Origin of the sequence: Nocardia sp. CDC153, assembly GCF_035818515.1 — a bacterium.
Taxonomy (GTDB): Bacteria; Actinomycetota; Actinomycetes; order Mycobacteriales; family Mycobacteriaceae; genus Nocardia.
The window spans coordinates 578,673-593,475 of sequence record NZ_JAYKYU010000004.1; the positions used below are offsets into that span (position 1 = coordinate 578,673).

The following is a 14,803-nucleotide window of genomic DNA, read 5'->3' on the forward strand; positions in this document are numbered from 1 at the left end:
CCGAGTCAACCCTGAAATCCCGCGCAGATATTGAGCCGATCGGCCAAAGACACCCCGCGAGTGTTGTACGGTCGGCCGAACCCCATCGGCCGACCCGGAGTCAGCACCATGACCCCAGACACCACCGCCGACCACCGTTCGGCCCGCACCGCCACACCCCGCGCCGTCACCGGCGACGACTCGCGTCGCACGTTCGATGGACCCGGTGTCGCCCTGCGGGAACTGCTCGGCGCGCTCGGTGCGACGCTGGTCGAATTGGTCGATGCGCCGCTGGGCGAGGAGGTCGCCATCCGGTCGGTGGTCCTCGCCGACAGCGATGACCTGGCGGCCGAAATCGCCGCGCACGCACCGATGTCGGACATGTACCTGCACGTCGGTGTGTCCGAGCACGATGCGGTCACCTGGCTGCGGGAGGTCGGCGCGCGGGCGGCGGCGCAGCGGCCGCGGGTGGTGCTGTCCAAGACCGCGGGCGAGTCCGGCGGAGTGCGGGCGGCGGCGCAGCGCGCCGGTGTCGCCGTGGTCGCGGTGCATCCGCAGGCGCGCTGGGATCACGTGTACCCGTTGATTCGTCGCATGCTCGATCGCACCCGGGGCGCGCGCGACGGTGAGGAGCGTGATCTGCTGGCCGCCGATACCGATCTGTTCGGGTTGGCGCACATCATCGCCCAGCACGCGGGCGGCATGGTGACCATAGAGGACGCGCACTCGCATGTGCTGGCCTACTCCGCGTCCAACGACGCCGCCGATCGCCTACGGATTCAATCGATTCTGGGCCGCGAGGGTCCACGCGAATACCTGCGCATCCTGCAGCAGTGGGGCGTCTTCGACCGGCTGCGGCAGTCCGACGAGGTCATCGACCTGCCCGCGCACGACGAACTCGACATCAAACACCGTCTGGCCGTGGGCATTCGGCGGCCTGGGGACGATCCGGCCGCCACCGTGCTGGGCGCGATCTGGCTGCAGGAGGGCGAGCGGCCCTTCGAACCCGGTGCGGCCGAGGTGCTTCGAGGTGCGTCGGCGATCGCGGCCCGCATCATTTCCCGCAGCCTGGACGCGCCCTCGACCGAGGCGCTGCTCATCCAACGGCTGTTCGGCGCGCGCGGGGGCGGCGTGGATGTGCCCTCGGTCGCCGGTGCGCTCGGCATACCGGTGACCGGCCCGGGCGCGGTCATCGGATTCGCCCTCACCGGCGCTGCCCCCGGAGCACGCGACCGTGAGGTCCTCGGCAGCGCACTTCGCCTGCGCGCCGGGGCCTTTCGCCGCGACGCCCTGGCCACCGTGCTCGGTGACCGCGCCTACATCCTGCTCCCCCGCTACCAGTCCGCCCGCGCCGTCACCGCCTGGACCCGGCAACTGGTCGACCAGCTCGAATCGGCCAGCGCCCTGGTCCTGCGGGCCGCCATCGCCGTGCCCGTCCCCGACCTGGGCCAGGTCGCCCGCGCCCGACTCGAGGTCGACCGGGTCCTCGACAGCACCGCGGCCACCTTCCCCAAGGACCGCGTCACCACCCTCGCGGAGTCCCGGACGGCGGTGCTGCTCGGCGAGATCCTCGATCTGCTCGCCGCCCGCCCGGAACTCCACGACCCGCGGCTGACCGCCCTGTTCGACTACGACCGCACCCACGCCGCCCAACTCGAAGCCAGCGTCGACCACTATCTGCGCCACCACGGCGATGTGCGCGCCGCCGCCACCGCCCTGAGCATTCACCCGAACACCTTGCGCTATCGGTTGCGTCGCGCCCAGGACATCACCGGCATCGATCTCGACGATCCGGCCGATCGGCTGCTGCTGGAACTGCAGTTGGCCCGCCATCGCCGTGGTGCGGACCGTTCGCGCGGTTAGCAGTTCGAGGGTGCGGGCTCACCGCGGAAGCGGGCGTCGATCCAGTTGATCGCCGTCGGCGCACCCAGCACGGCGGTGGTGAGATGGTCCGGGCTGGGGAACAACTCCGACTCCACCGGCAGACCGGCCGCGCAGTAGTGCCGCATCGTGTTGTCGATGGCGTCGACGGGAATCAGCGCGTCCTGCGGGGCGTGCCATTCGAAGATCGGGATGCCCGGCACGCCGTCGAAGAGCTCGATGCTGTTGTCCTCTACCACACGTCGCGCCCGCGGATCCGACACCAGCGAGGTGGAGGCGGCGAAATCCAGCACACTGTGGCCCGCGCCCGCGACCAGAATGTCATTGGTGCAGCCATTGGCGATGGCATTGCGCGCCGCGATCCCCGCGGCATTCATATTGTCGCTGACCGGCAGCTGATCGGGATATTCGCGCTCGAGCCCGATGGCCGCGGCCAACGCCAGCCCGAACACCGGATGATGCTGATACCCCAGCCCTTCGATCATCTTGACCAGATTCATCGGCACCCCGCCCTCGGCCGCCCCGACCAGATGCAACTCCGGCGCGTACTGCGGCTGCAACGCCGCCGCCCACGAGGTCGCCATGCCGCCACCCGAATAACCCAGCAGCGCAACCGGACTCGTCTGCAACCCGAACTCGCGCACCCGCTGCACCGCGCGAATCCCGTCCAAGGTGATCAACCCGCCCAACCGCGCCGCACCGTAGGCGATGGTCGGACCCAGATGATCGGGCAGCGCGATCGACCAGCCGCGCAGCAGCAACCCATTGAGGACCGGCGCTTCGCGCACCGCCAGATTGGGGTCCTGGGTATAGAGCACATGCGACACCGCGCACTGGGTGCCCAGACCGTTGATGATGTGCTGATACGACAGCAGCGGCGCGCCCGGAATCGCATTGGCGGGGCGCAGCACGGTGGTCGTGGCGGCAATCGGATCGCCCGCGGAATTGGTGGAACGGAACTTCACCAACGACACCGAAACACCCGGGAACAGCGGCAGCGGCGGCATGGCCCGCACCGCCAAAACCTCGCCGGGCGCGGCGGCGCCGATATCGGGCGGGGCCGCATAGAAAGGGTCGGGATCCGGTGTCGGATACAAAGGCGACGCGCCCACGGGTGCGGCGGCGAGCACGAGCAGCACGGGTAGGGCACCGAGCGCGATAAAACGGCGCACGCGGGCTAGCACGGTATAAGTACCTCCGGGGTGGATAGCGAATAAGTTGCCGATAGCACTGTCAACTGTCGGGAGCGCACCGGAGACCGCGACACGCCGACATCATCAATAGTTCATCTGCGTGGTTCTGGATTATTCGGAAAGCGCCGACTCCATGAGCGGCCAGGACTCGTGTAAATCCTCCTGCCAATAGGGCCAGGAATGCGTTCCCTGCGGGTGGAAAACGAATGTCGCGGGCACCGACAGTTCCTCGAGTCGCCGCTGAAAAGCCTCGGTGCAGTCGTGCACCAGATATTCCAGCACCGCCCCGAAGGTGACCGCCTGCGGCATGAGCGGATCGGTCAGCGATTCCGGTCCCGGCGTTCCGCTGCCCGTCGAGATGTAGACCGCCTTGCCGCGTAATGCGGCCGCATGACTGAGCGGATCGTGCGCCGACCAGGCCGGGTCGCCGTCGGGCCCCCACATGTTCTCCGGATTGCCGCCCACCCAGCTCACCGAATTGCGGATGGCCAGTTTGGCATTCGCGCTCTCGGTGTCCAGGCAGCCGCTGAAGGCCGCGAAGCCGCGATACAGCCACGGGTCCCGGGTGGTCAGCGTCGCCGCCGACAGCGCGCCCATGGACAGCCCGCCGATGGCATTGCGCCCGCTGCCGTGGAAGTGCTCGTCGATCAGCGGCGGCAGCTCGCGGGTCAGGAACGTCTCCCACATCTGCACCCCGCCCAGCGCCGGATCCGGCCGCTCCCAATCGGAATAGAAACTGCCCCGCGCCCCGACCGGCAGCACCACATTGACGTGTTTGTCGGCGAAGAACTCCGCGATATCGGTCTTCTGCGTCCAATTCGTCTCGCCCGCCGCGGTATCCACGCCGTCGAGCAGGTAATACGACGGGCGCTCACGCTCGTTGTCGGGGTGCAGTACATCGACGGTGACCGCACGTCCCATGGCGGCTGAATACACCGTGATCCGTGATCGTTTCGGGCCCATTTCCCGCACCCCCACAATGGCGGACTCCGGTGGAGAATCGGCGCGGACCGCACCGTTGCCGGATATCAGTAAGACCATCATGGTGAGTATCGCGGACACGGCCCTGCGCATATCCGAGGTCATCGATTTCCGTTCATCAGGATCCGGCTGTCCGGGCAATTCGCATGCTAAGCGAAATATTTGTGATCCAACGGAAGCGACGCGGAGCGTGTTTTGCTAACTATTCGCTAAATCGCCGTTACGGCTCAGTGTCCGGGACCGGTGCACCCGGGTGGCACCAGCTGCCCGGCCAGTAACTGCTCGATCCAGCCATTCGTGAGCGGAATCGAGAGCGCGCCCACGAGGAAATGCTCGCCCGGAAACGGCTGCAACCGCACCCGCGCGCCCCGGGCGCACCAGTCCTCGAACAGGTGCTGCGCCCCCACATAGGGAATCCAGATCTCGTTGACGCCGTGGTAGATGAACACCGGGGCGGTCGGCGCGACCGCGCCCGGCTGGTTCTGCGCCAAGATGTGTTGCACCATGGGCAGTTTCGTCGGCTCGGCCACGCTGGAGAGCTGATCGATCCGCAATGGCGCGACCACGCCGAGCACCGTCTCCTGCGCGATGCAGATGTCGCGGAACAGCTTCGCCACGCGCCAGCCGTTGTCATTGAGCAGGCCGAGCAGCTCCGGATACTCGCGCGCCAACCCCAACGCCGCCGCCAACAACACACCCGAGGCGAAGTTGACCCCGTCCATGCGCGGCAGCAGCAATTGATAATCCGAGGGGCCGCCGCCGATCAGCGCGCCCGCCAACTTGATCTCCGGGGCGTAGGTCGGGGCGAGTTGCGCGGCCCAGCTGGTCGCGATCGCGCCACCGGAGTAGCCGGTCACCACCACCGGGGTGTCGGGTCCCAGCCCCGGCATCGGCGTACGGGTCACCGCCCGAATGGAATCGAGCACCGCGTGCCCGCCCATGAGCCCGGCCGCGTACGCCTGCCGCGGGCCTTGATGATCCGGGATGACGACCGCGTAGTTCTTGGCCAGCAGCAGTTGGATCGCCAGCATGTCCGCCGACACGCCCCGCTTCAGCTCCGCCGACGGCGCGCAGGAGTGCCCCACCGAGGAGATCGGAATGTCGTAGGACACCAAAGGCCTTGGGCCCGGCCCCTTCCAGGGCGCGTTCGGCAGCAACAGGGTGGTGACCACCGGAACCGGTTGATCGTGGGAATCGGTGGAACGGACCAGTAGCTCGAGCGAGCGCGCCGTGGGAAAGAACCCGCCCGCCACCCGCACCGACAACAGCGTGCCCGGCGCCAGCGCCTCGAATCCGGGCTTGGGCGTATAGAACGGATCCGACGGCGGGGTCGGCATGATGGCCGCCGGATCGTGCTGCGGCTGAATCAGATCCAGCACCGGGTTGGCGTGCGCGCAGACGGGCAGCGTCGTCGCCAACGCCACCAGCACCCACATCCGTATTGTCCGGATTGTCGCCACGGCCCAGGATCGTGGCATACCGGATGGTCTGCTTTTCGGATTTGCCCCGGCGCGGCGCGGAGATCACCGGGAACCCCGCCACGACCGGCCCGTTCCTGGCACAGTGTCCGAATGAGGTGGTCACTCGTCCTGGTAGCGGTGCTGGCGCTGGCGACCGCATGCACCACACACACGCCCGATTCCCCCTGGCGGGAACTGTCCCCGCCCCAGCGCGACGCCCGCATCCTCGAATTCGCCCCCACCGCCGACGGCATCCTCGCGCTCGGCTCGATCCCCGCGGGCGAGAGCCGCACCCCGGCTGCCTGGACCACCACCGATGGCACGCACTGGAACTCCGTCCCGGTCCACCCCGAGAGCCCGTATGCCCAACAGGCCGAACTCATCTCGGCCGGGGTCGGCGACCGCACCGTGGTGCTGGGCCAGGCCTTCGGTGGCGCACACAGCAATCCGCGCATGACCATCTGGAGCGGCGACGCTCACGGCCTGAAGGAATACCCGCAGGCCATGGAGATGTTCGGCGGCCCACACGCCATCGCGGTGACCACCGCCGCGGCCCTGCGCGGCACCGATCTGCTGATCGGCGACTGGGACGGCCCCGAGGGCCGCTACGGCGCCGCGTACTGGACCTCACCCAATGGCGGTGACTGGCAACGCCACGCCGAAGACCCGGCCCTGGCCTCCGCCCCCGGCGAACAGACCGGCGCGGCGGGGGTCACGACCGGTCCCGACGGCTTCGTCATCGTCGGAGAAACCTTGCGCGACAACGTCCTCCGGCCCCTCGAGTGGACCTCACCCGACGCCGTCACCTGGCAGCGCCACCCCCTACCCGGCACCAATGCCGTCGCCGCCCGAGTCGCCTGCGGCACCGCGTCGTGCACGGTCTTCGGCCAAACCCTCGGCGCGAATCCGCACGTACTGTGTTGGCCCACCACCGATTCCGATCCTCTCCCCGGTCCATCGGCCCCCACCGTCGACACCCTCCAGGCACTGGCGACCCCCACCCGCCTGCTCACCCTCACCACCCTCGACCACACCGTCGCCCTGCACTCGGTCGCCTCGAATTGCGCCGACTGGCAACAGATCCCCCTGCCGGTCACCACCGCAACGGCCCGCATGACGACCCTGCGCGCCGGCCTACTCCTGGCGACCACCGACGACACCCACACCCGCCTGTGGCTGCACGCCCTGCCCTAGCTTCGGTTCAGGCGGAGGGACTCAAATCGAACGGCACGGCCATCCAGCGATTCGACGGCGGCGAGAACAACAGCGCGAGAATGGTCAGCGTCACGATCGCCAGCGGTACACCGAGCATCGGCTGGGTACCGGTGAACATGTCCCACGCCATCATGAACAACAGCCCCTGCGCGATCACCACCACCGTGCGCGGCCACCAGCGCCCGACGAGGAGTTCGATGCCCGCGAAGAACACCGAAGCGGCCAGCAGCACAAGACAAATCGCGATGCCGTAGTCGCCGTGACGCCCGGTCGTCGCCCGCACGAACATCAAGATCGCGGCGACGGTCGCCACCAGCCCCTCGACGGCCACCAACACACCCGCCACCCGCACCACCAACGGCGGCCCGACCGGGGCCGCAACCTGCTGCTCAGCCACCAAACCAGGCTACGACCGGCTACCGCACCCGGGCCGCAACCAATACGGTTTTGTTCCTCGATCGCCACCCGACCGTCATGACCGGGCGGGCTAGTCCTCGGGCTTGGCCCAGCGGCCGCGGGCCTGGCCGATGTGGCCGCGCAGGAAGGCTTCGACCGCGTCCTGATCGCGGGACTCGATGAGGTCCACGATGGTGAAGTGTTCGCGGGCCACATCGACGAGTTGGCCCTTCTTGGCCAGGGAGGCGAGGCCGAACAGGCGGGTGTGGTCGCGCAGGTCGGAGACCAGTTGGGTCAGCCGGGTGTTCTCGGCGTAGCCCAGCAGGGTCAGGTGGAAGATCTGGTCGGCGGCGGTGTATTCGACCAGATCGCCGCGCTCGGCGCCCTCGACGATCTTGGTGGCCAGTTCGCGCAGCCGCGGGAAGTCCTCGGCGGGGATCAGCGGCGTGACCTCGCGCACGATGGGCGGTTCGAGCAGCAGCCGGATCTGGGTGATGTCGTCGAGATCCTTCTCGGCGATCTCGGTGACGCGAAAACCCTTGTTGGGCACGATCGAAATGAGATTCTCGCGGGCCAGATCGACCATGGCCTCGCGCACCGGGGTGGCCGAGACGCCGAATCGCGCGCCCAGCGACGGTGCCGAATACACCACGCCCGGCTCCATCTCACCCGCGATGATGGCCGCCCGGAGCGCCTGCGACACCTTGTCGCGGAGACTGACCTTCTCCATCTGGGTGAAGTGGTCGATACTCACGTCGGCATCCCCTGCCCATATCCGTTGCTTGGCTCGGTCTGGGACAGTCTATGCCATATCACGTTGTATAGCGCGTTCAGCGCTCGGCGGCCGCCGCGTCCACCGCGCGCAGCGAGGTGCCGACGGTCTCGCGCGCGAGCCCGACCGCCACGACCGAGATCACCGCCGCCGCAACCAGATACAGCGAGATCGGAACCGAGCTGTGCAGCCGGTCGAGCAGGCCGACGGCGATCAGCGGCGCGAGCGAACCCGCCAGAATCGGCGCGACCTGATAGCAGAACGACAGCGCCGTATAGCGGACCCGGGTGGGGAACATCTCGGTCAGCAGCGCGGAATACGGTGCGTAGGTGAGCGATTCGATGGCCAGGCCCAGCGTGATCGCGACCATGATGGCCGCGTAGTTGCCGGTGTCCATCATCGGGAAGGCCACGAAGCCCCAGCCCGCGGTGAGCACCGCGCCGGTGAGGTAGACCGGTCGGCGGCCGATCAGGTCCGAGAGCAGACCGGCGGCCGGAATCATGGCCAGGTGCAGCAGATGCGCGAGGAGCATCAGCGTCAGGATGGGCGCGGTGTCGACGTGCACCACGAGTTTCAGGTAGGTGATCGAGAAGGTGACCACGAGGTAGTAGAGGATGTTCTCGGCGAAGCGCGCGCCGATCCCGATCAATACCGCGCGCCGGTGATGGCGGAGCACCGCGATCAGGCCCGGCGAACGCTGTTGCTCCGCCCGGTGTTTCGCCTGCGCCTCGCGGAAGATCGGTGCGTCGTCCACGCTCGAGCGCACCCAGTAGCCGATGATCACCACCACGGCCGAGAGCCAGAAGCCAACCCGCCAGCCCCACGCCAGGAACTGCGCGTCGGACAGTTGCGCCGAGAGCGCCAGCATGACCAGGGTCGCCAGAATATTGCCCAGCGGCACGCCCGCCTGCGGCCAACTGGCCCAGAACCCGCGGCGGTGATCGGGGCTGTGCTCGCTGACGAGCAGCACCGCCCCACCCCACTCGCCGCCGAAGGCGAAGCCCTGGACCAATCGCAACGCCACCAACAGGATCGGCGCCCAGGAGCCGATGACCCCGTAGGTGGGCAGGCAGCCGATCAGGAAGGTCGAGACGCCGACGATGACCAGACTGACCTGCAACAGCGCCTTGCGTCCGAGTCGATCCCCGAAGTGGCCGAACAGCATTCCCCCGAACGGCCGCGCCAGAAAGCCGACCGCGTACAGCGCGAAGGCCGCGATGACGCCATCGATGGCATTGCCGCTGGAGCGGAAGAACACCTGACCGAACACCAGCGCCGAGGCGGTGCCGTAGAGGAAGAACTCGTACCACTCGGCGACCGCGCCCGCCATGGCCGCGGCCACGATGCGCCCGAGCCCGGTGGGCGGTTTCGCCTGGGACGCTGCGACTTTGGCGTCGATGTCGGCGAGTGGTCGATCGGTCGCGGTCCCGTCGTCGACAGCGGTCATGGGCGCACCCTCATCCCTCGGTGGTGTGTGACATTGCACCGTAGAGAAGTGATGACGATCACGCAAGTGGTTGCGTAACCCCCGTCACGCCCGCTACCGTCTGTGCAATGTCACACCGCACTGGTGTGACGGGCGCGACCGGGCGCTTCACCCGGACTCTCGATTCGATGGAGGCTCTCCATGCCCGAAACCACCACGCCCACGGCCAACAAGCCGTGGCACGGGGTACTGGTCGCCACGACCCTGCCGTTCACCGCGGACCTCTCGGTCGACTACGACGCCTACGCCGAACACGTGGCCTGGCTGGCGGACAACGGATGTCACGGCGTGAGCCCGAACGGATCGCTGGGCGAATACCAGACCCTCGGCGATGAGGAGCGGGCCCGGGTGGTCACCACCGCCGTCGCCGCGGCCCCGGACGGCTTCACCGTCATGCCGGGCATCGCCGCCTACGGGGCGCTGCAGGCGCGCCGCTGGGCCGAGGAGGCCGCCGAGGCCGGTGCCCAGGCGGTGATGCTGTTGCCGCCCAACACCTATCGCGGCGGCCGCGATTCCATTCTCGACCACTACCGCACCGTGGCCCAGGTGGGACTGCCGATCGTGGCCTACAACAACCCCATCGACACCCGCATCGATCTGACCCCCGACATTCTCGCCGAATTGCACGCCGAGGGCCTGATCGTCGGGGTCAAGGAGTTCACCGGCGATGTCCGGCGCTTCTACGAAATCAAGGAACTGGCACCGGATCTGGATGTGCTCGTGGGCTCCGACGATGTGGTGCTCGAGCTCGGCATCGCCGGGGCGGTCGGCTGGATCGCGGGGTACCCCAACGCGATTCCGCAGGTGACCGTCGAGCTGTACAACGCCGCGGTCAACCGCGATCTGGACAAGGCGCTGCCGCTGTACCGCGAACTGCACAAGCTGCTGCGCTGGGATTCCAAGACCGAATTCGTCCACGCCATCAAGCTGTCGATGGATCTGGCCGGACGCCGCGGCGGCCCCTGCCGCCCGCCGCGCGTGCCGCTGGCCCCGGAGCTGGTCGCCAAGATCACCGCGGACACCCGCGAGGTGCTGGCCCGCGGCTACCGGTAGCCGAAAACCCGCAGCCAGCACTGGATTTGGGAGTGAGAACGCGATGACCGTCTCGATCGTACCGATCGCCGACTCGACGCCCGCGCAGGTCGATGCCGTGGTCGAGGCCGCGGCGGCGGCCGCGGGGCCCTGGGCGGCACTGGCCTTGGCCGACCGGGCCCGACTGCTCGACACCGTCGCCGAGCGCCTCGACGCGCAGGCCGCGGAGTTGATCCGCCTCGCCAGGCACGAGACCCGGCTGCCCGAGCCGCGGCTGAGCGCCGAATTGCGGCGCACCAGCTTCCAATTGCGGTTGTTCGCGCGGTGCGTGCTCGACGGCGGCTTCCTCGACGCGCGCATCGACACCGCGGACGCGGAATGGCCCATGGGTGTGCCGCGGCCGGATCTGCGCCGGATGAACATTCCGCTCGGCCCGGTGCTGAACTTCGCCGCGAGCAACTTCCCGTTCGCGTTTTCGGTCGCGGGCGGTGACACCGCCTCGGCCTGGGCGGCCGGGTGCCCGGTCATCGTGAAGGCCAATCCGGGTCATCCGGTCCTGTCGCGCGCGGTCGGGAATCTGATCGACGAGGCGATCGTCGAATGCGGCGCTCCCCCAGGGATCTTCGGCATGATCCACGGTCGCGACGCCGGGGTGCGTGCGCTCACCCACCCCGCCGTCGCCGCCGTCAGCTTCACCGGCTCAACGGCGGGCGGGCGGGCGCTCTACGACCTGGCGTGCGCGCGGCCGGTGCCGATCCCCTTCTACGGGGAACTGGGGTCGATCAACCCGGTGTTCGTGACCGCCGAGGCGGCGCGGTCACGGGCCGGTGAGATCGCCGCGGGCCTGCTCACCGCGGTGAGTTCGAGTGCGGGGCAACTGTGTACGAAACCCGGGCTGGTCGCGGTGCCCGAGACCTCCACGCTGGTGGACGAACTGAGCGCCCTGCCGCCCATGCTCACCGGGGACTTGCTCAACGACCACATCGCGACCGGATTCGCGGCGGCCGTCGCACAGGTCCGGGACCATCGCGACGTACGGGTGCTGTCCGCGTCACCCGGCGCGGCCGTGCTCCTCGCGACCACCGCGCGGGCCGTCCTGGCCGACCGCGAGGCCCTCATGCGCGAAATGTTCGGCCCCGCAACACTCTTGGTGACCTACCGCGACACCGACGAACTGCTGGAACTGGCCCGGTCGCTGCACGGCGAGCTGACGGTGTCGATCTTCGGCGAACGCGCCGACGAGACCACGCACGCCCTGCTCACCGCCGCCACCCACACGGCCGGTCGCGTGCTCTGGAACTCCTGGCCCACCGGAGTGTCGGTGACCTACGCGCAACAGCACGGCGGCCCCTACCCGGCCACCACGACGCCGACCACCACCTCGGTCGGCACCGCCGCCATGACCCGGTTCCTGCGGCCGGTCGCCTTCCAGTCGATGCCCGAGGAGCTGCTGCCACCGGCCCTGCGGACCGACAATCCGCTCGGACTGCCGCGGTCGGTGAACGGGGAGCGCGCGCAATGACTCTCGACTCCTCGACCCTCGACTCCCGCGATATCGCCGCCCTGTCCGGGCTGGGCGTGCTGATCATCGGCGCGGGCATCATCGGCTGCGCGCTCGCGGACCGACTCGCCCTGGCCGGTGCGTCGGTGCGGGTCTGCGAGGCGGGCGGACTCGCCTCGGGCACCACCGCCCACGGCGAGGGCAATGTCCTGGTCTCCGACAAGGGCGCGGGCCCCGAGCTGGAACTCTCCCGCCTGTCCCGTCGACTCTGGCCGCAGGTGCTCTCCCGCATCGCCGCGCGACTGCCCGCCGAGGCCGCGGCCGTCGAATGGGATCCCAAGGGCGGCATCGTGGTCGCCACCGATGCCGCCGGGGCCGCCGCCCTGGCGGAGTTCGCGCGCGGCCAACGCGCGGTCGGACTGCACTGCGAAGATCTCGACGCGGATCAATTGGCGATCGCCGAACCCGCGTTGACCCGGGAGGTGACCGGCAGCGTCCACTACCCCGACGACGCTCAGGTCCAGCCCGTCGGCGCGGCGGCGGCCCTGATCGGGTCCGCCGTCGCGGCCGGGGCCACCGTCGAAACCCGGTGTGTCGTCACCGGACCCCTGGTGGCGGGCGGGCGGCTGATCGGCGTGCAGACCAGTCAGGGCGCGCGCTACGCCGATGTGGTGATCAATGCGGCCGGCCCCTGGTCGGGCCGGGTCTCGCAGCGCCTGGACGCGCCCATCGCGGTGCGCACCCGCCGCGGCGACGTGCTGATCACCGCACCCATGCCGCCGACGGTGTTCCACAAGGTCTACGACGCGGATTATGTGGGCGCGGTGGGCAGTTCGCAGGCCGAACTGCAGTCCTCGGCGGTGGTCGAGTCCACCCACGGCGGGCCGATCCTGCTGGGGTCCTCCCGGCGCGAATGCGGCTTCGACAACCGGCTGCGACCCGACAGCATGGCCGCCATCGCCCGCCGGGCGCTGCGGCTGTACCCGGTGCTCGCCGAGGTGCCGATCATGCGCGCCTACGGCGGTTTTCGGCCGTACTTCGCCGACCATCTGCCCGTGATCGGCCCGGACCCCCGGCTGCCCGGTCTCTGGCACGCCACCGGTCACGAAGGGGCCGGGATCGGACTGTCCATCGGCACCGCGTACGTGCTGGCCGCCGCGCTCGCGGGCCGCGCCGGCGAGCTCGACATCGCACCCTTCGCCGTCGACCGGCCCGCCGTCATCGTTTCTCGAGAAGGGCAAACCCCGTGCACAGCAGCATGATCATCACCGCCATCGACACCCACACCGAGGGCATGCCCACCCGCGTCGTCACCGGCGGGGTCGGCACCGTCCCCGGCCACACCATGGCGCAACGGCGCGCCTACTTCCTCGAACACCTCGACGGCCTCCGCCGACTGCTGGTCAACGAGCCGCGCGGCCACGCCTCGATGAGCGGGGCCATCCTGCAACCGGCCACCACCGCCGACGGCCACTACGGGGTGTTGTTCATCGAAGTCAGCGGGCTGCTGCCGATGTGCGGACACGGCACCATCGGGGTCGCGACCGCGCTGGTGGAGGCGGGCATGGTGCCGGTGACCGAACCGACCACCCAGATCCGGCTCGACACCCCGGCCGGGCGGGTGGTGGCGACGGTGAATGTCAGCGCGGGCCACGCCGATTCGGTCACCCTGCGCAATGTGCCCGCCTACTGCGACAGCCTCGACAACGACGTCGAGGTGCCCGGCATCGGCACCGTGCGCTACGACCTGGCCTACGGCGGTAACTTCTACGCCGTCGTCGATCTGGCCAAGCTCGGGCTGCCCTTCGACCGGTCCGAGCAGGACCGCATCCTCGACGCCGGGCTGCGAATCATGGCCGCCATCAACGAGTCCCGCCGCCCCGCGCATGCCGAGGACCCGAGCATCTCCGGATGCAAGCACGTGCTGTTCCTGGACCCGGCCTCCGAACCCGCGCACACCCGCAACGCCATGGCCATCCACCCGGGTTGGTTCGACCGATCCCCCTGCGGCACCGGCACTTCCGCGCTGCTGGCCCGCCAGCACGCGCGCGGCCTGCTCGGCGACGACCAGGTGCTGCGCAACGACTCCTTCCTCGGTACCACCTTCTACGCCCGTGCCGTGGCGACCACCGTGGTCGGCGACCGACCCGCGATCGTGCCCGAAATCACCGGGCGCGCATGGCTGACCGGCACGGCCAACTACCTGCTCGACCCGTCGGACCCGTTCCCGGAGGGGTTCGTGTTCTAGTCGCGAAATGAACCTTGCATGACGTAGGTCACTTCGCTAGCCTTGTGCAATGTCACACTTCACATAGTACGTTGAGCCACACCGCTTTTCGAGAGAGCCCACTATGTACGCATTACCCGGAAGCGAAAACCTCGAAATGTGCGCCGGGGGGCCCACCATTTCACCGACCGTCATTCTCGGTGTCGCGGCGAGTGATTCACACGCGGTCGCGAACCACATCATCGCCCTGCATTTGCGGCAACTCGGCTACCACGTCGTCAATCTCGGTCCGTGCACACCCATTTCGGAGTTCGCCGACTGTTTCGCGGCGCACCCGCACGCCCTGGCGGTGATCATCGGCTCGGTCAACGGCCATGCCGTGGAAGACGTCTCCCCGCTGCGCGCCGCCCGCGCGGCCGGTCTGCTGGACTGCCCGGTCATCGTCGGCGGCAACCTGTCGGTGGGCAGCGCCAAGACCGGCGACGAGCCGCGGCGACTGCTCGAACTCGGCGTGGACCACGTCCTTTCCGATATCGACGAGCTCACCCGGGTGCTGGACCGGCTGCGGCGACGGGCCCGCGTCCACACCGCGCAGGCGGCTGTCACACCGCGACGAGAACGGCTCTCCGCCGTCGGCTGACCGACGGTTCGGACTCCGCCGCGTCGCCCCTGAAGGAGAT

Annotated in this window: 13 protein-coding genes; 7 read left to right on the top strand and 6 right to left on the bottom strand. The window is 69.0% G+C overall.

The window, feature by feature from the left end:
• Positions 1-108 precede the first annotated feature (108 nt).
• Entirely contained in the window at positions 109-1,842 is a 1,734-nt protein-coding gene (locus VMT65_RS25200; protein ID WP_326310863.1) for a PucR family transcriptional regulator, read from the top strand.
• Here the strand turns inward: VMT65_RS25200 and VMT65_RS25205 are convergent.
• The 3 genes from VMT65_RS25205 to VMT65_RS25215 form a co-directional block, all read right to left on the bottom strand.
• Positions 1,839-3,032, bottom strand: coding sequence for a lipase family protein (locus VMT65_RS25205; protein WP_326310864.1), 1,194 nt, complete (start codon positions 3,030-3,032; stop codon positions 1,839-1,841). The genes VMT65_RS25200 and VMT65_RS25205 overlap by 4 nt on opposite strands.
• Before the next feature lie 132 nt (positions 3,033-3,164).
• Positions 3,165-3,974, bottom strand: a complete 810-nt coding sequence (locus VMT65_RS25210; protein WP_326310865.1) for an alpha/beta hydrolase — start codon at positions 3,972-3,974, stop codon at positions 3,165-3,167.
• A 287-nt stretch (positions 3,975-4,261) separates the two neighbouring features.
• Positions 4,262-5,494: a lipase family protein gene (locus tag VMT65_RS25215; protein WP_326310866.1), complete on the bottom strand. Its 1,233-nt coding sequence runs from the start codon at positions 5,492-5,494 to the stop codon at positions 4,262-4,264.
• A 111-nt stretch (positions 5,495-5,605) separates the two neighbouring features.
• Here VMT65_RS25215 and VMT65_RS25220 point away from each other — a divergent pair, with 111 nt between their 5' ends.
• Positions 5,606-6,688, top strand: coding sequence for a hypothetical protein (locus VMT65_RS25220; protein ID WP_326310867.1), 1,083 nt, complete (start codon positions 5,606-5,608; stop codon positions 6,686-6,688).
• 7 nt (positions 6,689-6,695) lie between these two features.
• Here VMT65_RS25220 and VMT65_RS25225 read toward each other — a convergent pair whose 3' ends face one another.
• The 3 genes from VMT65_RS25225 to VMT65_RS25235 all read right to left on the bottom strand — a co-directional run bounded on the left by VMT65_RS25225 (position 6,696) and on the right by VMT65_RS25235 (position 9,324).
• A complete protein-coding gene (locus VMT65_RS25225; protein WP_326310868.1) occupies positions 6,696-7,106 on the bottom strand; it encodes a hypothetical protein in 411 nt (136 codons plus the stop codon).
• A gap of 90 nt (positions 7,107-7,196) precedes the next feature.
• Entirely contained in the window at positions 7,197-7,859 is a 663-nt protein-coding gene (locus tag VMT65_RS25230; RefSeq protein WP_326310869.1) for a GntR family transcriptional regulator, read from the bottom strand.
• A gap of 76 nt (positions 7,860-7,935) precedes the next feature.
• Positions 7,936-9,324 (bottom strand): MFS transporter, encoded by a 1,389-nt coding sequence (locus VMT65_RS25235; protein ID WP_326310870.1) that lies wholly within the window; start codon positions 9,322-9,324, stop codon positions 7,936-7,938.
• 180 nt (positions 9,325-9,504) lie between these two features.
• Between VMT65_RS25235 and VMT65_RS25240 the strand changes: the two genes are divergently transcribed.
• The 5 genes from VMT65_RS25240 to VMT65_RS25260 all read left to right on the top strand — a co-directional run bounded on the left by VMT65_RS25240 (position 9,505) and on the right by VMT65_RS25260 (position 14,763).
• Entirely contained in the window at positions 9,505-10,416 is a 912-nt protein-coding gene (locus tag VMT65_RS25240) for a dihydrodipicolinate synthase family protein (RefSeq protein WP_326310871.1), read from the top strand.
• A 43-nt stretch (positions 10,417-10,459) separates the two neighbouring features.
• Entirely contained in the window at positions 10,460-11,917 is a 1,458-nt protein-coding gene (locus VMT65_RS25245; RefSeq protein ID WP_326310872.1) for an aldehyde dehydrogenase (NADP(+)), read from the top strand.
• On the top strand, positions 11,914-13,158 hold the full coding sequence (locus VMT65_RS25250) for an NAD(P)/FAD-dependent oxidoreductase (protein WP_326310873.1): 1,245 nt from the start codon (positions 11,914-11,916) through the stop codon (positions 13,156-13,158). Before VMT65_RS25245 ends, VMT65_RS25250 begins: the two co-directional genes overlap by 4 nt.
• Positions 13,143-14,144, top strand: coding sequence for a proline racemase family protein (locus tag VMT65_RS25255; protein WP_326310874.1), 1,002 nt, complete (start codon positions 13,143-13,145; stop codon positions 14,142-14,144). The genes VMT65_RS25250 and VMT65_RS25255 overlap by 16 nt, the downstream gene beginning before the upstream one ends.
• A 103-nt stretch (positions 14,145-14,247) precedes the next feature.
• Positions 14,248-14,763 (top strand): hypothetical protein, encoded by a 516-nt coding sequence (locus VMT65_RS25260; protein ID WP_326310875.1) that lies wholly within the window; start codon positions 14,248-14,250, stop codon positions 14,761-14,763.
• Positions 14,764-14,803: the final 40 nt, after the last annotated feature.